We start from the raw sequence: 22,285 nt of genomic DNA on the forward strand, positions 1-22,285 counted from the left end.
GGCGATTTCTTCCTGATATCCATTCATGCGCGATGCCGTGAGGGCATTGCGGGAGCGAAGCCTTGTCCTTCAATGCCACCAGACCGAACCTGCTCGCCGCGCCCGGCGTCGCCTGGCTCGTCGCCTTCATGGTGGTGCCATGCGTGCTGGTGCTGAGCTATGCCTTCTTCCAGCGCGGCGTCTGGGGCGGGGTGGAATATACCTTCACGCTGGAGAATTTCGCCCGCGTTCTCGACCCGCTCTACGCGAAGATTTTCCTCAATTCCGCGCGCATCGCGCTGACGGCGACGGTGGTGGCGATCCTCATCGCCTATCCCGCGGCCTACGCGATTTCCCGTGCGCCAAGGATGTCGCAGCCGATCCTGCTGTTCTTTGCGGTGCTGCCCTTCTGGAGCAATTACCTGATCCGCACTTACGCCTGGATCGTGCTGTTGAACCGCGAGGGCCTGATCAACAACCTGCTGCGCTGGCTCGGCTATAGCGGCGAGCCGCTGTCGATGCTCTACACCGAGAGCGCCGTCATCACCGGCCTCGTCTATAACTATCTGCCCTTCGTCATTCTCGCGATCTATTCCACGCTTTCGCGGCTGAACCCGGAGCTGATGGAAGCCTCGCGCGATCTCGGCGCCGGTCCCATCCGCACCTTCCTGCGCGTCACGCTGCCGCTCACCCTGCCGGGCGTCGCGGCCGGTGGGGTCTTCGTCTTCGTGCTTTCCATCGGCAATTTCGTGACACCCGCGCTGCTCGGCGGCGGGCGGTTCCAGATGGTCGGCAACCTCGTCTACGACCAGTTCCTGACGGCGAACGACTGGCCCTTCGGCGCCGCGCTGGGTGCTGCGCTGATCCTCACCATGATCGTGCTGCTTCTCCTGCAAGCGCGCGCCACGGCGCATGCCATCGGCGAGCGCAAAGGGGAGGCGGCGCAATGAACGCCTCGTTTTCCGGCAAGCTGCCGGGCCGCATCGTGCTGCTTCTGGTCTTCGGCTTCCTCTACCTGCCGATCGCCGTACTGGTGCTGCTCTCCTTCAACGGCAGCGGCCTGCCGACCTCCTGGTCCGGCTTTTCCATCCGCTGGTACGGCGCGCTGCTGGCCAACACCGACATCCTGCGCGCCGCCGGCAACACGCTCATCGTCGCGGTCTTCGCCACCGTCATCTCCACCGTGCTCGGCACGTTGCTGGCGCTCGGCATGGAGACGCGGCGCCGCAAGAGCAACGGGCTGGAAGCGCTCGCCTTCGCGCCGATGGTCATTCCCGATATCGTGTTGGCCGTCGCGCTGCTCACCTTCTTCTCGCGGCTGGGGCTGGCGATGGGCCTGCACACCATCGTCATCAGCCATGTCATCTTCGACCTCGCCTTTGTCTGCTCGGTCGTCAGGGCGCGGCTCAAGCATTTCGATTTTTCCATCGTCGAGGCTTCGCGCGATCTCGGTGCCTCCGGCTGGGCGACCTTCTGGCGCGTCACCTTCCCGGTGCTGCTGCCGTCGATCGTCGCGGGCGCGCTGCTCGCCTTCACGCTCTCGGTGGACGAGTTCATCATCGCCTTCTTCACGGCGGGCGCCGGGCGCTCGTCCATCACTCTTCCCATGCAGATCTATTCGATGATCCGCTTCGGCATCACGCCCGAGGTCAATGCGCTCGCCACCATCGTCATGGGCGTCAGCGCGACGGCGCTTTTGATCTCGCAATGGCTCAACAGAGAACAGCAGGTCCCATGAACGCATCCAGCAATCCGATCCTGCGCATCGAAGGCGTCGGCAAGGCGTTCGGGCCGGTGACGGCGGTCGACAATGTGACGCTCGACATCAGAGAGAACGAGTTCTTCGCGCTGCTCGGCCCTTCCGGCTGCGGCAAGACCACGCTTCTGCGCATGCTCGCCGGCTTCGAGAGCCCGAATGCTGGCCGCATCCTGCTGGAAGGCAAGGACATCTCGCCGCTGCCGCCGGAAAAGCGGCCGCTCAACCTGATGTTCCAGTCCTATGCGCTCTTTCCGCATATGACGGTCCGTCAGAACCTGTCCTACGGCCTCGAAATGGAGCGGCTCGACAGGGCCGAGATCCGCCGCCGGGTCGACGAGACCCTGGCGACGACGGACCTCACGCAATTCGCCGACCGCAAGCCCGAGCAGCTCTCCGGCGGCCAGAAACAACGCGTGGCGCTTGCCCGCGCACTGGTGAAGCGGCCGAAGGTGCTGCTGCTCGACGAGCCGCTGGGCGCGCTCGACAAGAAGCTGCGCGAAAAGATGCAGCTCGAGCTGAAGCGCATGCAGCATGAGGCCGGCATCACCTTCATCATCGTCACGCACGATCAGGAAGAAGCGCTGGTCATGGCCGACCGCATGGCGATCCTCAGGGGTGGCCGCCTCTTGCAGGTCGGTGCGCCGGAAGAGGTCTATGAGCGCCCGGCCGACCGCTTCGTCGCCAATTTCATCGGCGTGATGAATTTCATCGAGGGCACGGTCGGCACGGACGGTCTTTTCCGTGCGGAAGGCCTTGAGGTGAAGGCAACGGGCAATGCCGGCCCGGCGACGCTTGCCGTGCGCCCAGAAAATATCGTCATCGGCCCGCCCGGCGACCTGCCGGTATCCGGCGCCGTGGTCAATATCGCCTATCACGGCCTCGACCGGGTGCTGCATGTCAAGACAACCGCGACGGCCACGCCGCTTCAGGTCCGTATTCCCGCGAGCGGGGCGGGCAACTGGAGGATCGGCGATGCGCTGAGCCTCAAGATCGATCCGGCGAAATGCCGGCTCTTCCAAGAATAAAGAGGGGAACACTATGTCCAAGACCATCGCATTCTTCCCGGAAGCGGCCTTCGGCCCGGCGCTGAATTCCGTCGGCATCGCCCAGGCCGTCGAAGCGCTCGGCCACAAGGCCGTCTTCCTCTCCGACCCCGGTTTCGTCTCGGTCTATGAGGGCTATGGTTTCGAGGCCCATGCGGTGAACCTCTCCGAGCCGATGCCGCCCGAGCAGATGGCGAAGTTCTGGGAGGAGTTCATCAATGGCCACATCCCGAACTTCCGCAAATCGCCCTACGACCAGATCGACAACTATGTGAAGGACTGCTGGACGGCGATCGTCGACAGCGCCAAATGGGCGCAGAAGGACCTGCCGTCCGTGCTGGCGAAGATCAAGCCGGACCTCATCTGCGTCGACAACGTCATTCTCTTCCCGGCGATCAAGCAATATGGCACGCCCTGGGTGCGCATCATCTCCTGCTCGGAAAACGAGATCGAGGATCCGAAGATTCCGCCGCATCTTTCCGGCTGCGGCGAGAAGGATTTTGCCGGCCATGCCGCCTATCGCGATCACTTCAACGCCGTGATCAAGCCGATCCATGACGATTTCAATGCCTTCCTCGGCGAGAACGGCGAGGCGGCCTACCCAATCGGCCAGTTCTTCGAGGCCTCGCCCTTCATGAACCTGCTGCTCTATCCGGAGGCCGTGAAGTTCGACCGCGAACATCCGCTCGACCCGAAGCAATTCCAGTATCTCGAAGGCTGCGTGCGGAAGGAAAAGCCCTATGAGGTGCCAGCCTTTGCCGACAATAACGACAAGCCGCTGATCTACATCTCCTTCGGCTCGCTCGGGGCAGGGGATACGGACCTCCTGAAGCGCCTGATCACGACCATCGGCAAGCTGCCCTATCGGGCGCTGGTCAATGTTGGCGACTACAAAGACCAGTACGAGAACCTGCCGGGCAATGTCATCGTCGACAGCTGGTTCCCGCAGCCTTCGGTCATTCCGCAGGTCGACACGGCGATCCACCATGGTGGCAACAACTCCTTCACGGAGTGCCTCTATTTCGGCAAGCCGGCGATCATCATGCCCTATGTCTGGGACGGTCACGACAATGCGACGCGCGTCGACGAGACCGGCCACGGCTTCAAGATGCCGCGCTACGACTGGACGGATGCCGACCTCGCCGCAAAGCTCGAGGCCTGCGTCAACAATCCGACGATGAAGACGCGCCTTGCCGCGACGAGTGCCCATATGCAGGCCCGCAACGGCCCGAAGAAGGCCGCCGGCATTCTCGACGAACTCGTGAAGACGGGTGCCTACAATGGTTGAGACGACAAAGTCCTCGGCGCCGCATATCCATAACGCGACGACCTTCTCCGATCTCGTCGATTGGGGCGACCAGCCGGACAGCCAGGAGGGTCAGTCCCATTCCTCCGGCCGGCTGGTCTTCAAGGGGCCGAACAACCAGCCGGAATCCGGCATCTGGGTCTGCACGCCGGGCCGCTGGCGCCTGTCGATCCCGCGCGACGAATTCTGCCATTTCGTGGCGGGACGGGCGATCTATCGCTCGGACGAGGGCGAGGTGATCGAGGTCGAGGCCGGCACCGTCGTCATGTTCCCCGGCGGCTGGACCGGCGAATGCACCGTCATCGAGACCATGCGCAACATCTACATGCTGGTCTGACGCCAAAGACAAAGAAAGGAAACATCCCATGACCGCGACACCCCTGATGCGCAAGCCGCTGGAAGAAACCGACCTCAAGGATTGGGGCATCATCCCCACCATGATCGAGGGCGAGAGCCGCACCTCCGGCAAGGTCATCCACAAGGGCCCGAACGGCCAGTCCGAATGCGGCCTGTGGATCTGCACGCCCGGCAAATGGTTCTGCCATGTCACCAGCGACGAGTTCTGCCACTTCCTCGAAGGACGCTGCACCTATGTGCACGAAAGCGGCGAGGTGATCGAGATCACCCCCGACACCGCCGCCTTCTTCCCGAAGGACTGGAAGGGCGAATGCACTGTCCATGAGACGGTGAAGAAGGTCTACATGATCCGCTGACGCACGGCTTCTGCCCCTCATCCGCCTGCCGGCACCTTCTCCCCGCAGGCGGAGAGAAGGGACTTGCCGCAACCTCTCGTCTCCCTCGCCCCGCTTGCGGGGAGAGGGCGGGGTGAGGGGCAAACACCGGTCCGACCTGCAGAACGTCAAGGAAATATCGCCATGTTCAACCCCGCCGAACCCGTGTTCTACCGGCACCCGGCCTATCTCCCGAGCCGGGGCACGCGCCATCAGGTGATCGATCCCGCGACGCTCGCCACTGTCGGGGCCATCGCCGACACGACGCTGGAAGACATGGAGGCCGTGCTCGATGCCGCTGCTGCGGCGCAGCGCGACTGGAAACGGCTCGACGCGAAGACGCGGGCGGCGATCCTGCACCGCATCGCCAACCGCATCGAGGCGACGGACATGCGGCGCTGCGCGGAACTGATGTCGCGCGAGATGGGCAAACCCTATCCGGAGGCGATCGGCGAGGTGGCGAACTGCGCCGGTGCCTTCCGCTACTTCGCCGAAATGGCCCGAGACGAGGGCGGCAAGGTGGCGGGCACGACACAGGCCGGCTCCTTCCAGCATGCGCGCTACGAGGCGCTCGGCACGAGCGTGCACATCATGCCGTTCAATTTCCCGATCCTGCTGATGTGCTGGACGGTCGCGGCGTCGCTTGCCTCCGGCAATGCCTGCATCATAAAGCCCGCGCCGGCAACGACGCTCTCGACCCTGGCCTTCATGCCGGTTTTCGAGGCGCTGCCGGAAGGCCTGATCGCCTGCCTGCCGGGCGGCATCGAGCTTGGCAGCGCCTTGATCGCCTCGCCCAAAACCCATGCGGTCGCCTTCACCGGCTCCGTCGCCGCCGGCAAGGCGGTGGCCATGGCCGCCGCGGCACAGATGAAGCCCGCCGTCATCGAGGCGGGCGGCTCGGATCCGATGATCATCACGGCCCACGCGCCGCTGGATGTGGCCGCTGCCGGCGCCGTTACCGCCGCCTTCCACATGTCCGGCCAGGTTTGCACTTCGGCGGAACGGTTCTTCGTCGTCGATGCCGTGCATGACGCCTTCATAGAAAAGTTCGCCGCCGAGGCGCGGCGTCTGCGTATCGGCAACGGCCTCGGCCGTGCCGAGATCGGTCCGCTGGTCAGCGAAGCGGCGCGGGCCAAGGTCATCCGGCTGGTGGAGGACGCCAAGGCCAAGGGCGCGACGGTCGTGCTGGGCGGAAAGATCCCGGACAGCGAGCTGACGGGCTGGTTCTACGAGCCGACCATCCTCATCGACTGCACGCCCGATATGGCGATCTTGCGCGAGGAATGTTTCGGCCCGGTCGCCGCCGTCATGCGGGTGAAGGATTTCGACCAGGCGATCGAGCGGGCCAATGACAGCGAGTTCGGCCTCGGCGCTTCCGTCTTCACCACCTCGCTCGAAGAGGCGATGGAGGCGGCGGATCGGCTTGAAGCCGGCATGGTCTGGGTCAACAATCCGCTGATCGACAACGACGCGCTGCCGTTCGGCGGCTGGAAGAAATCCGGGCTCGGGCGGGAATTGTCGAAACTCGGCCTCGATGCCTTCCGCCGCTCGAAAATGGTCATCATCGACCATAAGCCGGTGATCCAGGGCTGGTGGTATCCCTATCCGGATGAGTGGTTCTATGAGGAGGGCGGGCGCAAGCACGTCTGACGGGTGGCGCCTGGAGCGTGGCGACGTGCGGTTCTTTTCTCCAAAATTGCCTTTTCGGCTGCAATCCGGGCTTTCAAACGCGAAACGTGGAAATTTCGTATCGCGACGCCTGCCGCATGACGGAACTATGAAACGCGAATTTACGACTGTGGCGAAAATGAGAATAAATACCCTACCAAACTTATAGGGATCCTATATAACTTCCTTTCAGAGAAAGAGGCGGGCATGACTGCGCGCCTCCGAAGGACCCGAAAACGGGCCTTCAAGAAGGGATGATGGCGAATGAGCAATGCGAAACTCGACGGCCGTTCCACCTATGGCGCACTTGGCGCCATCAATGATCGTCGTGCACGCCGTGCCGAGCGGCAGGTTCTCGTCAGCAACATCGCCGTCTTCGGCGCTTTTCTCTTCGTCAGCGCCGTCATTTTCGGCTTCGTCGGCTGATCGACCCTAATCCGGTTTAGCAAGCAACAGCGCCAGCCGGAGCGGCAGAGGCGCTCGCTACCGTTCCTTTTTCCGATGGCATCCGGTGGCTGAGACCGCGCGAATGATTTTTCGTCTGTCGGGCGAAACTGCGCCTGCGCTCTATATCTGCCGACCGGCAGCAGTGCTGCTCAAACCTTTCTCATTTTGCATTCAGTACGAACCGTGGCTGCCCGCAATACTGCCCGCCGCGTACAAAACCCGTTCCCCCGGACAAAATTTTGTCGCGGATGTGGAAGAGACGGGGTAGTTGATCGTCATAGTCGCAGTGCCGATACTGAAAGCCTTATCGATGTCCGACCTTTTGAAGCGTTTTGCCGGCTATTATCGGCCGCACCGTGGCCTGTTCGCGCTCGATTTCACGTCCGCCGTCGCGGCCGGCCTGCTGGAGCTCGCCTTCCCGGTTGCCGTGACGCTCTTCATCGACCGCCTCCTGCCGACCGGCCAGCTCGATGTGATCGCGCTTGCCGCCGTCGGCCTGTTTCTCATCTATCTCTTCAATGCCGGCTTGCAGGTCATCGTTACCTATTGGGGCCATATGCTGGGCGTGCGCATCGAGGCCGAGATGCGCCGCAAGGCGTTCGACCATCTGCAAAAGCTTTCCTTCGGTTACTTCGACAACCAGAAGACCGGCCATCTCGTCGCGCGGCTGACCAAGGATCTTGAGGAGATCGGCGAGGTCGCCCATCACGGGCCGGAAGACCTCTTCATCGCCATCATGACGCTGATCGGGGCCTTCATCCTGATGCTCTGGGTGCATGTACCGCTGGCGCTGATCACTGCCGTCATCGTGCCGCTGACGGCCTGGGTCACCACGCATTACGGCGCGCGCATGACCGCGACCTGGCACGCGCTTTATGGCCGCGTCGCCGATTTCAATGCCCGCATCGAGGAAAATGTCGGCGGTATCCGTGTCGTGCAGGCTTTCGCCAACGAGGATCACGAGCGAAAACTGTTTGCCGAGAGCAACAACAACTATCTCACGACCAAGATGCAGGCCTACAAAGTGATGGCGGCATCCGCCTCGCTGTCCTACCTCTCCATGCGTTTCGTACAGGTCGTCGTGATGCTGGCCGGCGCGTGGTTTGTGGTGCATGGCGAGCTTTCGGCCGGCGGTTTCGTCGGCTTCCTGCTGCTGATCAACGTGTTCTTCCGGCCGATCGACAAGATCAATTCGATCATCGAGACCTATCCGAAGGGCATTGCCGGCTTCGAGCGCTACACGAAGTTTCTCGATACCGAGCCCGATATCCGCGACCGCGCGGACGCAAAGGATGTGCGCCGTCTCAAAGGCGATATCGAATACCGCGACGTCGGCTTCGGCTATACCGCCGACAAGGCGGTGTTCCACGGACTGAACGTATCGATCAAGGCCGGCGAGACCATTGCCTTCGTCGGCCCCTCCGGTGCCGGCAAGACGACGATCTGCTCGCTCCTGCCGCGCTTCTACGAGATCACGGCGGGCACGATCGCCATCGATGGTATCGACATCAGGGACATGACGCTCCGGTCGCTGCGCTCCAATATCGGCATCGTGCAGCAGGACGTCTTCCTCTTTGCCGGTTCGGTGCGCGAAAACATCGCCTATGGCCGGCTCGATGCCACGGAAACGGAAATCCTCGATGCCGCCCGGCGCGCGCGCCTCGACGACGTGATCGCCAACCTCGCCGATGGGCTCGACACGATCATCGGCGAGCGCGGCGTGAAACTGTCGGGTGGCCAGAAACAGCGCCTCGCCATCGCGCGCATTTTCCTGAAGAATCCGCCGATCCTCATCCTCGACGAGGCGACGTCGGCGCTCGATACGGAGACGGAGCGGGCGATCCAGCAGTCGCTGGCCGAGCTTTCGGCGGGCCGCACGACGCTGGTCATCGCCCACCGCCTTGCCACCATTGCCAATGCCGACCGCATCCTCGTCGTCGACGATGGACGCATCGTCGAAAGCGGCAACCATGCCGATCTCATCGCGAGGAAGAACGGTCGCTACCGCAATCTCCAGGCCGCGCAGAGCGAAGGCGGATCGGTGCGTCCGTTCCAGCTCAAGGGATAGTCGCACAGCGTTCGCCGCTGCTGTTCTATTCGATATCCATCGCGCGCTTGTGTTCGGCGACCTCGGCGAGCAGCCAGTCCTGAAAGACGCTCGCGCCGGCCTTGTTGCCGACGCTGCGGCGCTGCTGGAGATAGTAGCCGGCCGGATAGGCATGGCGGGCGGCGAAGGGGGCGACGAGCTTGCCCTGTCGCAAAAGGTCTTCCGCCATGATCGTGTCGGCCAGCGCCACGCCGGCACCGTTCATCGCCTCGCGCATGATGAGCGTGCAGTCGTGTAGCGTGGAACTCGCCGGAATGCCGGCATCGGAAACGCCTTCCTGCTCCAGCCATTGTTTCCAGCGCGTCGTCTCGCATTCGTGGATGAGATGATGATGTACGAGATCGGCGGGGGAGCGAAGCGGTACCGGCCCTTCCAGCAGGGCGGGCGCGCAGACCGGCGTCAAGAGCAGCGGGATCATCAGGGACAGCGCCGGGCCGGCCTTATAGACGAACTCGTCGATAATGGCGAGATCGACATTGGTGCGCTTGCCCGACGTGGAGATTTCCAGGTCGACGCTCGGATGCAGGCGACGGAAGTTCGGCAGGCGGTCGGCCAGCCACAGATTGAGGAAGGTCGGCTCGCACATCAGCTTGACGCGCTGCGCCTTGTGGCTGCGCGGCCCGTCCTGAAGACTGACGTCCTCCGTCGCGCGCCAGATTGTTTCGAAAGCCTCCGAAAGCGTGCGGGCATAGTAGGAGCCGCGCATCGTCGGCGTTACCTGCCGGAAGCCGCGTTCGAACAGTTCCTGGCCCAGCGTTTTCTCCAGCGTGCGGATATGCCGGCTCACTGCCGAGGGCGTCAGATGCAGCTCTTCCGCCGCGTCCTTGATGCTGCCGAGGCGTGCGGCGGCCTCGAAAGCGCGCATGCCGTTGAGTGAAGGTAAGGCCATGGCAGGACCATGGAATATCACCTGAGTTTTTGTCAATCGATATGGACGAAATTGACGCTTGAACGCCCGGCCCCTTCGGCGCTACCGATTTGAAAGGAGCCCCTAAGTCGCCATGAGAAAACGTTTATTTGCTCTGGCACCATCCGCCATCGGTGATGGCTGGTTTCCGGCACGGCCATCGTTTGCGGACCGGCGGTACATGCCGCCCTCGCGGTGGGACATGTCCGTGCAGCCAGCCTTGCGTTGCTGTAACAGGAAGTAGTCTTCATGCCCCAATCGCCCGTCCCGGTCTTCGAAGCGGCTGACGCCATCGCCACCGATGCGCCCGTCATTGTCATCCTGAAAGCCGACGGACAGGGCCTTGGCCCGCGTGCAGCAGCGCTTGATGCTGCCGCAGGCGGGATGATTGCGCGCGCCTGTTCCGCCCCTGCCGAAGCCGGCAGCTGCATCGATCTCGTTCCGCCGCAGGGTGTCGCTGCCCATCGTGTGGTCATGCTTTCGCTCGGCAAGGCTGAGGCCATCAACGCGCTCTCGCTGGCGAAAGCCGGGGGCAGCCTTGCCGCGCACCTGGAGGACAAGGGCGAGGCTGCTGCGACGCTGGTCCTCGATCCCATCGCGGATGCCGGCCTCTCGGAGGCCGAAATCCTCGCCCGTGTCGCGCTTGGCCTGCGGCTACGGCGCTATCGCTTCGACCTGCGCAACAAGCGGCCGATCGCCGCCGCCGACAAGGCCTGGAAATTCCAGCTGGTCGGTGCAGACAAGACTGCGCTTGAGGCCGCGCTGGTCCGCGCCAATGGCGTGGGCGAGGGCGTCGAATATGCCCGCACCCTCGTCAACCTGCCGCCGAACCATCTCCACCCCGACAGTTTCGCCGAGCATCTCGAACCGCTGCGTGCAGCCGGTATCGGCGTCGAGATTCTCGACGCCGACCGGCTCAAGGACCTCGGCATGAATGCGATCCTGGCGGTCGGTTCCGGTTCCGTGCGGGCGCCGAAGATCGCGGTCCTGCGCTATCGCGGCGAGGGATCGGGCGAGCAGCCGCTCGCCTTCGTCGGCAAGGGGGTCTGTTTCGATTCCGGCGGCCTCTGCATCAAGGGCGGTGCGCAGATGTTCGACATGAAGGCCGATATGGGTGGTGCCGCCGCCGTCGTCGGCCTCCTCCTCTCGCTGGCGCGGCAGAAGAGCCGTGTTCATGTCGTCGGCGTTCTCGGGATTGCGGAAAACCTGCCGTCCGGTACGGCGCTGAAGCCGCGCGAGATCATTACCACCGGCTCGGGCCAGACGGTCGAGGTGTTTGACACGGATGCGGAGGGCCGGCTGATCCTCGCCGACTGCCTCTATTACACCGCCACGCGCTTCGAGCCATCGGCCATCGTCGATCTGGCAACGCTTACCTATTCGGTCATGCGCGGCCTCGGTTCGATCTTCGCCGGCCTGTTCAGCACCGATGACGCGATCGCCGCCCAGATGATCGCGGCCGGCGAGGTCGTCGGCGAGCGCTTCTGGCGTCTGCCGCTTGACCCGGCCTATGACGAGGGTCTGAAATCGCCGCTTGCCGATCTGCGCCATCATGCCAAGGATATGGAGGACGGCGACGCACCCTATGCGGCGGCGTTCCTGCGCCATTTCACGGAAGGCCGCCCCTGGGTGCATCTCGATATTGCCGGCAAGGAGCTTTTCCCGGAGGATCGTCCGCTCGGCCGGGAAGGCGCCACCGCCTTCGGTGTGCAGATGTTGGAGGAATGGGTGCAGACGAACAGGCGGGGCGCCTAGGCGGCCATGGGAGGAGAGAACATGGCAGCTGATATCACCAGCATCGAGGGACGCGCACCCTTCCGGGGCTATGAAACCTGGTATCGCGTGAGCGGCGACCTTAACAGCGGCAAGCTGCCGGTGGTCATCCTGCATGGCGGGCCGGGCGTCGCGCACAATTATGTCGATGCCTACAAGCTGCTCGCCCGCGATGGACGTGCCGTCATCCACTACGACCAGCTCGGCTGCGGCAATTCCACGCTGTTGCCGGAAAAGGGTGCCGATTTCTGGACGCCGCAGCTCTTCATCGACGAGCTGGAAAACCTCGTCGATCATCTCCGCGTCCGCGGCGGCTTCCATGTGCTCGGCCAGAGCTGGGGCGGCATGCTGGGCGCCGAATATGCCGTTTTGCAGCCTGATGGTCTGGCCTCGCTGACCATCGCCAATTCGCCGGCGTCGATGAAGCTCTGGGTCGAGGAGGCGAACCGCCTGCGGGCCGACCTGCCGCAGGACGTGCAGGACACGCTGACACGACACGAGACGGCCGGCACGACCGATCACGCCGACTATCAGGCGGCGACCATGGTCTTCTACGAGCGGCATGTCTGCCGCGTCGTGCCGTTCCCGCCGGAGGTGACGGCGAGCTTCGAGCAGGCGGCGCGCAATCCCACCGTCTATACGCTGATGAACGGGCCTAACGAATTCCATGTCATCGGCACGCTGAAGACATGGAGCGTCATCGACCGTCTTTCGTCCATCGACGTGCCCACGCTCATCATTTCCGGGCGTTACGACGAAGCCACGCCCGCGACGGTGCAGCCCTTCAAGGACGGCATCAAAGGCGCGCGCTGGAAAATATTCGAACAGTCCAGCCATATGCCGCATGTCGAGGAGCAGGAAGACTGCATGCGCATCGTCGGCGACTTCCTCAATCAGAACGATCGATAGAAAAGGGGACAGACATGAAGAAACTGCTTTTGACGGCCTCCGCCATCGCCCTCTTCGCCGGTGCGTCGCTCGCCCCGGCCAAGGCCGAATACCTTCAGGAACACCGTGGCGGCACCATGCGCCTGCTCGCCCGCTCGGCGGCCGGCACGCTCGATCCGCACATCAACTACACCGATCAAGGCTGGCAGATGTACCAGCCGATCTATGACGGCCTCGTCGCCTTCCGCAAGGCCGAGGGCATGGACGGCTTCACCATCGTTCCCGATCTCGCCGAGGCACTGCCCGAAGTCTCCAACGACGGCAAGACCTTCACCTTCAAGCTGCGCAAGGGCGTGATGTTCTCCACCGGGCAGGAGGTCGGCGTGAAGGACGTGGTCGCCTCGTTCCAGCGCATCTTCAAGGTCTCCGGCCCGACCTCCGGCACCTTCTATGCTGGCATCGTTGGCGCCGACAAATGCCTTGCTGACACCAAGAGCTGCACGCTGGAAGGCGGCGTCGTGGGGGACGAGGCCGCCGGTACGGTGACGATCAACATCGTCAAGCCGGATGCCGAGCTCCTCTACAAGCTCGCGCTGCCGCATGCCGTGACGCTGCCGGCCGATACGCCGGCCGAGGACGCCGGCTCCGTGCCGATCCCGAGCACCGGCCCCTACATGATCTCGGCCTTCGACCCCAACAAGGGCATGACCGTCTCGCGCAATCCGCATTTCAAGCAGTGGAGCGAAGAGGCGCAGCCGGACGGCTATCCCGATGTCGTGCAGTACGATTTCGGCCTTTCGGAAGAAGCGGCCGTGACGGCGATCCAGAACGGAGAAGCCGACTGGATGTTCGACGCGCTGCCGAGCGATCGCCTCGCCGAACTCGGCACCAAGTACCAAGACCAGCTGCATATCGCGCCGCTCTCGGCCTGGTGGTATGCGCCGCTCAACACGCGTCTCGCTCCTTTCGACAACGTCAAGGCCCGCCAGGCGGTCGCCTTCGCCATCGACCGCAACACACTGGTCAAGCTGTTCGGCGGCAAGGTTCTCGCCTCGCCGGTCTGCCAGGTTCTGCCGCCGGACTTCCCCGGCCATGTCGACTATTGCCCCTATACGAAGGATCCGGGTGCCAAGTGGTCGGCCCCTGATCTCGAAAAGGCCAAGCAGCTGGTCGAGGAATCCGGCACGAAGGGCCAGAAGGTCACGATCATCGTCGAGGATACCGCGGTTTCCCGTTCGATCGGCGTCTATCTGCAGAGCGTGCTGACGAGCATCGGCTATGTCGCCGACGTCAAGCCGATCTCCGCCAACATCCAGTTCACCTATATCCAGAACACCAACAACAAGGTGCAGATGTCGGTGACGCAGTGGTACAAGGATTATCCGGCGGCCTCCGACTTCCTGCACATCCTGTTCGGCTGCGCCTCGTTCCGCGAAGGCTCGGACGCCTCGATCAACATTGCCGGCTTCTGCGATGCGAAGATCGACGAGAAGATGCAGAAGGCGCTCGACCTCGGCGTAACCGATCAGGTTGCTGCTGATGCGATGTGGGCCGAGATCGACCGTGAAGTCACCGATCAGGCTCCGGCCGTCGGCCTCTTCACGCCCAAGCGCCTCGACTTCGTCAGCAAGCGCCTCGGCAATTTCCAGTTCAACCGTCAGTTCAACTGGATGATCACCCAGTCCTGGGTGCAGTAACACCCGCCGGAGGGGATTGCGTGTCGAATGAAGCCGTTGCCGTGCAGCGCCGGACGCGAGGGCCTTGGGCCCTCGCTTTTGCGCGATTGAGACGCAACAGGGCCGCCATGGCGTCCCTGGCCATCGTCGTCGTCATCGTCCTTTCCTGCCTCAGCGCACCGCTTTATGCGCGCTGGGCGGGCGTGGATCCGTTCACATCGACGCTTGATGCCGTCATCCATGTCGATGGCGTCGAAGTGCCGGTGATGGAGGCCTCCACCGAAGGTCTCGGCCTCGGCTACACGCCGATCGGCCCGACCTGGGAGCTCGGCAACTACTTCCTCGGCGCGGACAATCAGGGGCGGGACGTCATGGCGCGGCTGCTCTATGGCGGGCTGAGCTCGCTGATGATCGCGGCGGCCGCGACCGTCTTCACGCTGATCGTCGGCACGACGGCCGGCCTCGTCGCCGGTTATTTCGGCGGGGTGACGGACACGATCCTGTCGCGCCTGCTCGATATCCTCTGGGCCTTCCCGATCTATCTGCTGGCGATCTCGCTTTCCATCGTCACCATCACCGCCGGCATCTCCATCGGGCCTGTTACCATCGAGTCCGGCAGCCTCTGGCTGCCCGTCATCATCATCGGCATCGTCTACATACCCTATGTGGCGCGGCCCATCCGCGGCCAGGTGCTGTCGCTGCGCAACAGCGAGTTCGTGCTGGCCGCCATCAATCTCGGCGTGCCCGGTTGGCGCATCCTCTGGCGCGACATCCAGCCGAACATCACGACGACGCTCATCGTCTTCGTGCCGCTGATGATGGCGCTGAACATGCTGACGGAATCGGCTTTGTCCTTCCTGTCGATCGGCGTGCAGCCGCCGGCCGCGAGCTGGGGCACGATCATCCAGGACGGCCAGGCGCTGCTCTACACCCGTCCGCTCGTGGCGCTGGCGCCCGGCATTGCCATTGCGCTGGCCGTGATGGCGCTCAACGTCTTCGGTGACGGTCTGCGCGATGCGCTCGACCCGCGCTCGAAGGTTCAACTGGGGCGCACCTGATGATCTACGCCATCCTGCGCCGCTTCGGTCAGATGCTGTTCGTGATGTTCGGCATTTCCGTCATCGTCTTTCTGATCTTCTTCGCCACGCCCGGCTCCGATCCGGCGGCACGCATCGCCGGACGCAATGCCTCGCCGGAGGTGCTGGAGGCCGTGCGCCATTCCTTCGGCTTTGACCGGCCGCTCTATGTCCAGTACGGCCTGATGATGCAGAAGATCTTTGTGACAGGCGATCTCACCTCCTTCGTCAATCGCGGCTGGAAGGTCGTGCCCGCCGTGCTCGACGCCATCCCGGTCACGCTGTCGCTGGTCTTCGGCGCGGCGATCCTGTGGGTCGTGGTCTCCGTGATCATCGGCATCGTCGCGGCCGCCACGCGCGACAGCTGGCTGGACAAGCTTCTGATGGCGCTCGGTCTCATCGGTATCTCCATGCCGGTCTACTGGCTCGGCGAGGTGATGAACCTCATCACCCAGAGCCGCTATCACGACACCTGGCTGTTCTCCTGGGTGCCGCCGCTCGGCTATAAACCGCTGATGAGCGATCCGAAGGGTTGGTTCCTGACGCTGGTCATTCCGTGGATCACGCTTGCCGTGCTTTATATCGGCATCTATGGCCGCGTGCTGCGCGCCGCGATCATCGAATCCATGCAGGAGGACTTCATCCGCACCGCGCGGGCGAAAGGTCTCTCGGAGACGCGCATTCTGCTGCGCCATGCGCTGCGCACCTCGCTGATCGCCTTCGTCACCCTGTTCGGTCTCGATTTCGGCGCGCTCGTCGGCGGTTCGGCACTGCTGACCGAGGTGGTCTTCGGCCTCAACGGCATCGGAAAACTCACCTATGACGCGATGCAGAACCTCGATCTGCCGATGATTATGGCGACTGTGATGTATGCCTCGATGTTCGTGGTCATCGCCAATGCGGTGGTCGATTTCGTCTATATCCTTCTCGATCCCCGCGTGAGGACGTCATGATGCTCTCCGTGCGCGACCTGAAAGTCTCGTTCCGCACCGAAGACGGCTTCGTGCGGGCTATCGACGGCGTATCCTTCGATCTCGACGAGGGCGAAATCCTCGGCGTCGTCGGCGAATCCGGCTCCGGCAAGACCGTCTCGTTGCTCGCCGTCATGGGGCTGATCACCGATCCCAATGCGACGATCGAGGGCTCGATCCGCTACAAGGGCCGCGAGCTGATCGGCCTGCCGGCCAAGGAGCTGCGCCGCCTGCGCGGCAACGAGATCGCCATGATCTTCCAGGATCCGATGACGGCGCTGACGCCGGTCTATACCATCGGCTGGCAGATCGCCGAGCAGATCCGCGCCCATCAGAATATCAGCAAGGCGAAGGCGCTGGACCGGGTGGAGGAGCTTCTTGCGGAGGTGAATTTCCCCAATCCGCGCGAGGCCATGTCGCGTTATCCGCACCAGCTGTCCGGCGGCATGCGCCAGCGCGCCGTCATCGCCATGGCGCTCTCCTGCAATCCGGCGCTGCTCGTCGCAGACGAGCCGACGACGGCGCTCGACGTGACCGTGCAGGCTGGCATCCTCGATCTCGTGCGCAAGCTGCGCACCACGCACAATTCGGCGGTCGTCTTCATCACGCACGATATGGGCGTGGTCTCCGAACTCGCCGACCGGGTGATGGTCATGTATGCGGGGCGGGTGGTGGAGCGCGGCAATCGGACGGCGCTGTTTTCCGATCCGCGCCATCCCTATACCCGCGCATTGCTCGGCTCAATCCCGCCGTTGACCGGCGAAAAGCCGCGCCGCCTGCCGGCCATTCCCGGCTCGCCGCCGTCGCTGCTGCGCCTGCCGCAGGGCTGCGCCTTCGGGCCGCGCTGTCCGTTGCGTTTCGACGCCTGCATCGCCGGGAAGCCCGCTCTCGGGGATGGCCCCCACGCCGCCGCCTGCTTTCTGGAGGCGCAAGCATGAGCGACACGATGACGACGACAGAAGGCCCCATCCTCGAAACCCGCGCGCTGGTGAAGCGGTTTTCCATCGGCACCCGATTTTCGGCGGAGGGCCGGCGCACCGTGCATGCCGTCGATAATGTCTCGCTGACGGTGCGGCGCGGCGAAACGCTCGGGCTCGTTGGCGAATCCGGCTGCGGAAAGTCGACGCTCGCGCGCTGCCTGGTCCGGCTCTACGACATCACCGGCGGCCAGCTGTTTTTCGAAGGCGACGACATCACCGGCAAATCGCTGCGGGAGATGCGCCCGCTGCGCCGCCGGCTCCAGATGGTGTTCCAGGACCCCTCGGCTTCACTCAATCCGCGCCGCCGCGTCGGTGATCTCGTCGCCGAGCCGCTGCGTATCCATACGAAACTTTCCGCCGCCGAGATCGACAGGCGTGTCGCCGAACTCTTCGATATCGTCGGCCTGCTGCCGGACCACGTCGCGCGCTATCCGCATGAATTTTCCGGCGGTCAGCGCCAGCGTGTCGGCATTGCCCGCGCCATCGCCCTCAATCCGGATCTGGTGGTGCTGGACGAGCCGGTCTCGGCGCTCGACGTGTCGGTGCAGGCGCAGATCGTCAACCTGCTCGCCGATCTTCAGGAAAAGCTCGGTCTCACCTATATCTTCATCGCCCATGACCTTTCGGTGGTGCGTCAGGTCTCGACACGCATCGCGGTGATGTATCTGGGGTCGGTTGTCGAGGAGGGGCCTGCGGAAGCGGTGTTTTCAGCACCTGCCCATCCCTACAGCCAGGCGCTGATCTCGGCGGTACCCGTGGTGGAGACGACGCCCGGCGGATCGCGCAAGCGCATCCTCCTGACCGGTGACGTGCCGAGCCCGCTCAACCCGCCCTCCGGCTGCCGCTTCCACCCGCGCTGTCCGATTGCCCGGGATCGCTGCCGTACCGAGCGCCCCGAGCCGCAAGCCTTCGGCGCTGGCCGCAAGGTCGCCTGCCATTTCCCGACGCTTTAGACGGCAGCTTTCGGGACGAGAACGAAAAGGGAGCACGCAAACTGCTCCCTTTTTTCGTCGAGTGCGCCAGCACCCTGAAAGGATTCCTCTCCTTCGGCGGGTTTTCCCTGCCACGCTCTGGTTTGCCACGCGTGTCTTGACAGCGTTCATCGCTCACTCATATATAAAGGAAGAATTCACATAGAAATTGCGCGGTGCTTTCGGTTCGGCGCGGGGGGAGAAAATGGACGACAACGGACTGTTGGCCGGCCTGACCGTCATCGATATGAGCCAGTTCCTATCGGGGCCCTATTGCTCGCTGCGGCTGCTCGATCTTGGCGCCCGCGTCATCAAGATCGAGCGGCCCGACGGCGGCGATCTTTCGCGACGTCTCTATCTCAGCGATACCGAGGTGGGCGGGGATTCGACGCTGTTCCACGCCATCAACCGCGGCAAGGAAAGCCTTGGCATCGACCTGAAGAATGCCGAGGATCTGGCTTTCCTGCGCAAGCTGATCGGCACGGCGGATGTCGTCATCCAGAATTTCCGGCCCGGCGTCATCGAGCGGCTCGGCCTCGATTACGAGGCGGTGAAGGCGATCAATCCGGCTATCGTCTATGCCTCGATCAGCGGTTATGGTGAGGAGGGGCCCTGGGTCATGCGGCCGGGGCAGGACCTTCTCGCGCAGGCCCGCTCCGGGCTGATGTGGCTGAACGGCGACGAGCAGCAGGGGCCGGTGCCCTTCGGCCTTGCCGTCGCCGACATGCTGGCCGGCGCCAATACCTGCCAGGGCATCCTTGCGGCGCTCGTGCGCCGGGGTATTTCCGGCAAGGGCGCGCATATCCAGACCAGCCTGCTGGAAAGCCTCGTCGATTTCCAGTTCGAGGTGTTGACCACCCATCTCAACGACGGCGGCCGCCGGCCGAAACGCTCCGGTTTCCGCAGCGCGCACGCCTATCTTTCGGCGCCTTATGGCGTCTATCCGGCCAAGGACGGCTATCTCGCCATCGCCATGACGCCGATCGGCCGCTTGCAGGATCTGCTGGGTCTCGAGGCGCTCGCTATTTACAGCGACGACGCCAAGGCCTGGTTTACCGAGCGCGATACGATCAAGCAGATCATCGCGGCGCGCATCGCCACCGAAACGATCGACCATTGGCTGTCCATCCTCGAGCCTGCCGATATCTGGTGCTCGAAGGTGCTGGAATGGCCGGAGCTTCTGACGAGCGAAGGCTTCCAGATCCTCGACATGCTGCAGACGGTGACGCGGGAGGACGATGTCACCATCGGCACGACCCGCTGCCCGATCCGCGTCGATGGTGCGCGGCCGTCCGGTGGCCGTGCCGCGCCGCGCATCGGCGAGCATACCGCGCGCATCCGGGAGGAATTCGCATGAGCGGCATCACGCTGAAGGGCATGACCTGGAGCCATCCGCGCGGTTACGATCCGATGGTCGCCTGCTCCGAGGATTGGCTGGAGCGGACCGGCGTGCGCGTCGAATGGGACAAGCGCTCGCTGCAGGATTTCGAGAGCTTTCCCGTCGAGGAGCTTGCCCGCCGCTACGATCTCATCGTGATCGACCATCCGCATGTCGGCCAGATCACGGCGGAGAATTGCCTTGCGCCGCTCGATATGCCGGGCCGGGAGGCGGAATTTGCGGCCCTTGCGGACGGAAGCGTCGGGGCCTCCTTCCCGAGCTACAACTGGCAGGGCGCGCAATGGGGTTTCCCGATCGATGCCGCCACGCAGGTGCTGGCCTATCGGCCCGACCGGCTGAATGCCGCGCCCCGGACGTGGGATGAGGTGCTCGACCTGGCAAGGGCCGGCGAAGCGCTGTTAACGCTGCGTGCGCCGCATTCGCTGATGTCTCTCTTCTCGCTCTGCGGCAATCTCGGCCGGCCGTGTTCGGTCGAGAGGGAGCAGCCCTTCGCCGATGCGGAGATCGGCGTGCAGGCGCTTGAGATGATCCGCGAACTGGCGGCGCTGGTCGATCCCGATTGCCTCGGCATGGATCCCATCGCGGCATTGGACAGGATGGGCGAGGCAGGCTCGCCCTACACCGTCTCGCCGTTGATCTACGGTTATGTCAGCTATTCGCTGGACGGTTTCCGCGCGAACCGCATCGCCTTTTCGGATATGCCGGTGGCCGGGGAGGCAGGGCCGACAGGCTCGGCGCTCGGCGGCACGGGCATTGCCGTTTCGGCCTTCTCTGAAAACCGGGAAGCGGCCATCGACTTCGCTTATTGGATCGCCAGCGGCCCGGTTCAGGCTGATCGTTACTGGCGTTCGGGCGGTCAATGCGGTCATGCAGCGGGCTGGGAAGACGACGCGGCGAATGCCGCCACGCTCGGCTTCTACCGGGAGACGCGAAAGACGCTGGAAGGCGGATGGCTGCGGCCGCGCCATGACGGCTACATGCCGTTCCAGGCGGCAGCTTCCGAACGCATCAATCAGGCCGTGACGAGCCGTGAGCCGGCGGCCAGGGCGATTGCGGACCTGAACGATCTCTTCCTGAAGAGTTTCCGGTAGGGCCCGGCGCTTCAGTCCTCGGCCGAAAAGCCGGCGCCTGCCATGTCGGACAGCGTCTTGGTCGCTTCCATGAGGAGCTGGATCGTCGTGGAGATGTCGGGTGCCGCCGGTGTATTGATCAGCGTGATATAGGGCACGGTGAGGGCTGCGATCGCAGTGCCATCGGCGCCGAGAACCGGGGCCGAAAGGTTGATGACGCCAGCCGTCTGGGCGCTCGGCATCATCTCGTAGCCGCGCGAGCGGATGAGGTCGAGGCGTGCCAGGAATTCCGGCGTCGCGCGCCCGTCCTCGCCGCCGCTGCCGACATTTTCGGCGATCATGCGCATGCGCTCCTGCGGCGAGCGGAAGGCCAGCAAGGCGTGGCCGGAGCCGGTTTCGAACAGGCTGATGCGCGAGCCGACGCGGATGGAAATGCCCCAATAGCCGGGCGCTTCCTGCTGGGCGATGACGACGGGATTGCCACGGTCGAACACGACGAGCTGGTTGGCCTGCCGTGAGGTCTCGGCAAGCTCGCGCATCAGGGGAACCGCGAAGGAGACGAGCCGCCGCACCGGGGCATGGAGCTGGGCGAGGCCGAAGAGTTTGAGCGTGAGCGAAAAACGGTCGCCGTCGATGCGCGTGACATAGCCGCGTTTCACCAGACGGTCGAGCATCCGGTAGAATTCGTTCGGACTGCGGTCGAGCCGCTTGGCGATCTCCGCCTGGGTGAGCCCGCCATCCACGGCGGCGAGAAGTTCGAGGATATCCAGGCCCTTGTCGAGCGCCGGCGCCCTGTAGCGATCGTTTTCGTCTTCTGACACGCGCCATCCCCTGTGAATAGACAATTTCATATACGCATAAATCAGTCGTGACAATCGAACGTTTTCAGTTATCACTTGACGAAGGGTGAATAAATGGTTTGTATATGAATGAAGCTCTTATTGGTAAGGGCTGGCGAAAAGCCACTTGGGAGGAGAAGATGACGAGATTTCTAGCCGGCGTTGCCGCCGGTGCCGTGATCTGCGCGTGGGCCGGGTCTGTGCTCGCAGCCGATCTGCCGGGCAAGTTCGATGGCGTCACCATCGATGCGAAGCTCATCGGCGGTCAGCAGTACGAGGCGCTCTATGCGCGCATCGCCGATTGGGAAAAGGCGACCGGCGCGAAGGTGAACGTTCTCTCGAAGAAGAACCATTTCGAGCTGGACAAGGAGATCAAGTCGGACATCGCGACCGGCAACATCACCTGGTGCGTCGGCTCGAACCATTCGTCCTTCGCCCCGCAGTACCCGGATATCTATACCGACCTGAATGCGCTCCTGCCGAAGGAAGAAATCGACGCCTTCGTGCCGGCCAACATCGCGTCCTCGACGCTCGGCGGCAAGCTGGTCATGCTGCCGCGCGCACAGTTCGACGTATCGGCGCTCTACTACCAGAAGAGCCTCTACCAGGACGACGCCAAGAAGGCGGCGTTCAAGGAGAAGTACGGCTACGATCTCGCGCCGCCTGACACCTGGCAGCAGGTCACCGACCAGGCG

Annotated in this window: 20 protein-coding genes and 1 pseudogene; 19 read left to right on the top strand and 2 right to left on the bottom strand. The window is 63.7% G+C overall.

The genetic code is table 11. From position 1 onward, the window contains the following. The first annotated feature begins 128 nt into the window (after nucleotides 1-128). The 9 genes from ACOZKU_RS21105 (at nucleotide 129) to ACOZKU_RS21145 (ending at nucleotide 9,001) form a co-directional block, all read left to right on the top strand. Nucleotides 129-929, top strand: coding sequence for an ABC transporter permease (locus tag ACOZKU_RS21105; protein ID WP_421580559.1), 801 nt, complete (start codon nucleotides 129-131; stop codon nucleotides 927-929). Then, a complete protein-coding gene (locus ACOZKU_RS21110) occupies nucleotides 926-1,717 on the top strand; it encodes an ABC transporter permease (RefSeq protein WP_421580545.1) in 792 nt (263 codons plus the stop codon). The genes ACOZKU_RS21105 and ACOZKU_RS21110 overlap by 4 nt, the downstream gene beginning before the upstream one ends. Further along, nucleotides 1,714-2,763, top strand: coding sequence for an ABC transporter ATP-binding protein (locus ACOZKU_RS21115; RefSeq protein ID WP_421580546.1), 1,050 nt, complete (start codon nucleotides 1,714-1,716; stop codon nucleotides 2,761-2,763). Before ACOZKU_RS21110 ends, ACOZKU_RS21115 begins: the two co-directional genes overlap by 4 nt. 13 nt (nucleotides 2,764-2,776) lie before the next feature. Beyond that, the gene (locus ACOZKU_RS21120; RefSeq protein ID WP_421580547.1) at nucleotides 2,777-4,069 is read left to right on the top strand and encodes a nucleotide disphospho-sugar-binding domain-containing protein; all 1,293 of its coding nucleotides are present in this window, start codon (nucleotides 2,777-2,779) and stop codon (nucleotides 4,067-4,069) included. After that, the gene (locus ACOZKU_RS21125; RefSeq protein ID WP_421580548.1) at nucleotides 4,062-4,424 is read left to right on the top strand and encodes a cupin domain-containing protein; all 363 of its coding nucleotides are present in this window, start codon (nucleotides 4,062-4,064) and stop codon (nucleotides 4,422-4,424) included. Before ACOZKU_RS21120 ends, ACOZKU_RS21125 begins: the two co-directional genes overlap by 8 nt. Before the next feature lie 28 nt (nucleotides 4,425-4,452). Further along, on the top strand, nucleotides 4,453-4,800 hold the full coding sequence (locus ACOZKU_RS21130) for a cupin domain-containing protein (protein WP_117370281.1): 348 nt from the start codon (nucleotides 4,453-4,455) through the stop codon (nucleotides 4,798-4,800). Between the two features lie 162 nt (nucleotides 4,801-4,962). Beyond that, nucleotides 4,963-6,468 (top strand): aldehyde dehydrogenase family protein, encoded by a 1,506-nt coding sequence (locus ACOZKU_RS21135; protein WP_421580549.1) that lies wholly within the window; start codon nucleotides 4,963-4,965, stop codon nucleotides 6,466-6,468. Nucleotides 6,469-6,750: 282 nt separating this feature from the next. Further along, on the top strand, nucleotides 6,751-6,912 hold the full coding sequence (locus ACOZKU_RS21140; protein ID WP_421580550.1) for a hypothetical protein: 162 nt from the start codon (nucleotides 6,751-6,753) through the stop codon (nucleotides 6,910-6,912). 331 nt (nucleotides 6,913-7,243) lie between these two features. Further along, entirely contained in the window at nucleotides 7,244-9,001 is a 1,758-nt protein-coding gene (locus ACOZKU_RS21145) for an ABC transporter ATP-binding protein (RefSeq protein WP_421580551.1), read from the top strand. A gap of 25 nt (nucleotides 9,002-9,026) precedes the next feature. Here the strand turns inward: ACOZKU_RS21145 and ACOZKU_RS21150 are convergent, their stop codons facing one another. Further along, nucleotides 9,027-9,929, bottom strand: coding sequence for a LysR family transcriptional regulator (locus ACOZKU_RS21150; RefSeq protein WP_421580552.1), 903 nt, complete (start codon nucleotides 9,927-9,929; stop codon nucleotides 9,027-9,029). Between the two features lie 267 nt (nucleotides 9,930-10,196). Between ACOZKU_RS21150 and ACOZKU_RS21155 the strand changes: the two genes are divergently transcribed. The 9 genes from ACOZKU_RS21155 (at nucleotide 10,197) to ACOZKU_RS21195 (ending at nucleotide 20,772) form a co-directional block, all read left to right on the top strand. Then, nucleotides 10,197-11,702 carry a leucyl aminopeptidase gene (locus ACOZKU_RS21155; protein WP_421580553.1) on the top strand — a complete coding sequence of 502 codons (1,506 nt, stop codon included), beginning with the start codon at nucleotides 10,197-10,199 and terminating at the stop codon, nucleotides 11,700-11,702. 21 nt (nucleotides 11,703-11,723) lie between these two features. Further along, complete coding sequence (locus ACOZKU_RS21160) at nucleotides 11,724-12,629, top strand: proline iminopeptidase-family hydrolase (protein ID WP_421580554.1); 906 nt, start codon at nucleotides 11,724-11,726, stop codon at nucleotides 12,627-12,629. A 14-nt stretch (nucleotides 12,630-12,643) separates the two neighbouring features. Then, nucleotides 12,644-14,305 carry an ABC transporter substrate-binding protein gene (locus tag ACOZKU_RS21165; RefSeq protein ID WP_421580555.1) on the top strand — a complete coding sequence of 554 codons (1,662 nt, stop codon included), beginning with the start codon at nucleotides 12,644-12,646 and terminating at the stop codon, nucleotides 14,303-14,305. 41 nt (nucleotides 14,306-14,346) lie between these two features. After that, complete coding sequence (locus ACOZKU_RS21170) at nucleotides 14,347-15,342, top strand: ABC transporter permease (RefSeq protein WP_421580560.1); 996 nt, start codon at nucleotides 14,347-14,349, stop codon at nucleotides 15,340-15,342. Continuing rightward, on the top strand, nucleotides 15,342-16,313 hold the full coding sequence (locus ACOZKU_RS21175) for an ABC transporter permease (protein WP_117370273.1): 972 nt from the start codon (nucleotides 15,342-15,344) through the stop codon (nucleotides 16,311-16,313). The genes ACOZKU_RS21170 and ACOZKU_RS21175 overlap by 1 nt, the downstream gene beginning before the upstream one ends. Further along, on the top strand, nucleotides 16,310-17,269 hold the full coding sequence (locus ACOZKU_RS21180) for an ABC transporter ATP-binding protein (protein ID WP_421580556.1): 960 nt from the start codon (nucleotides 16,310-16,312) through the stop codon (nucleotides 17,267-17,269). The genes ACOZKU_RS21175 and ACOZKU_RS21180 overlap by 4 nt, the downstream gene beginning before the upstream one ends. Continuing rightward, on the top strand, nucleotides 17,266-18,264 hold the full coding sequence (locus ACOZKU_RS21185; RefSeq protein ID WP_314088479.1) for a dipeptide ABC transporter ATP-binding protein: 999 nt from the start codon (nucleotides 17,266-17,268) through the stop codon (nucleotides 18,262-18,264). The genes ACOZKU_RS21180 and ACOZKU_RS21185 overlap by 4 nt, the downstream gene beginning before the upstream one ends. A 223-nt stretch (nucleotides 18,265-18,487) precedes the next feature. After that, on the top strand, nucleotides 18,488-19,639 hold the full coding sequence (locus ACOZKU_RS21190; RefSeq protein ID WP_421580557.1) for a CaiB/BaiF CoA transferase family protein: 1,152 nt from the start codon (nucleotides 18,488-18,490) through the stop codon (nucleotides 19,637-19,639). Further along, nucleotides 19,636-20,772 (top strand): extracellular solute-binding protein, encoded by a 1,137-nt coding sequence (locus ACOZKU_RS21195; protein WP_421580558.1) that lies wholly within the window; start codon nucleotides 19,636-19,638, stop codon nucleotides 20,770-20,772. Before ACOZKU_RS21190 ends, ACOZKU_RS21195 begins: the two co-directional genes overlap by 4 nt. Nucleotides 20,773-20,783: 11 nt before the next feature. Here the strand turns inward: ACOZKU_RS21195 and ACOZKU_RS21200 are convergent, their stop codons facing one another. Next, entirely contained in the window at nucleotides 20,784-21,572 is a 789-nt protein-coding gene (locus ACOZKU_RS21200) for an IclR family transcriptional regulator (RefSeq protein WP_314088472.1), read from the bottom strand. Between the two features lie 158 nt (nucleotides 21,573-21,730). Here ACOZKU_RS21200 and ACOZKU_RS21205 point away from each other — a divergent pair. Next, nucleotides 21,731-22,285 (top strand): annotated as a pseudogene (locus ACOZKU_RS21205) (sugar ABC transporter substrate-binding protein); the annotation flags it as partial.

Source organism: Shinella sp. M31, from assembly GCF_049199205.1.
GTDB lineage: Bacteria > Pseudomonadota > Alphaproteobacteria > Rhizobiales > Rhizobiaceae > Shinella.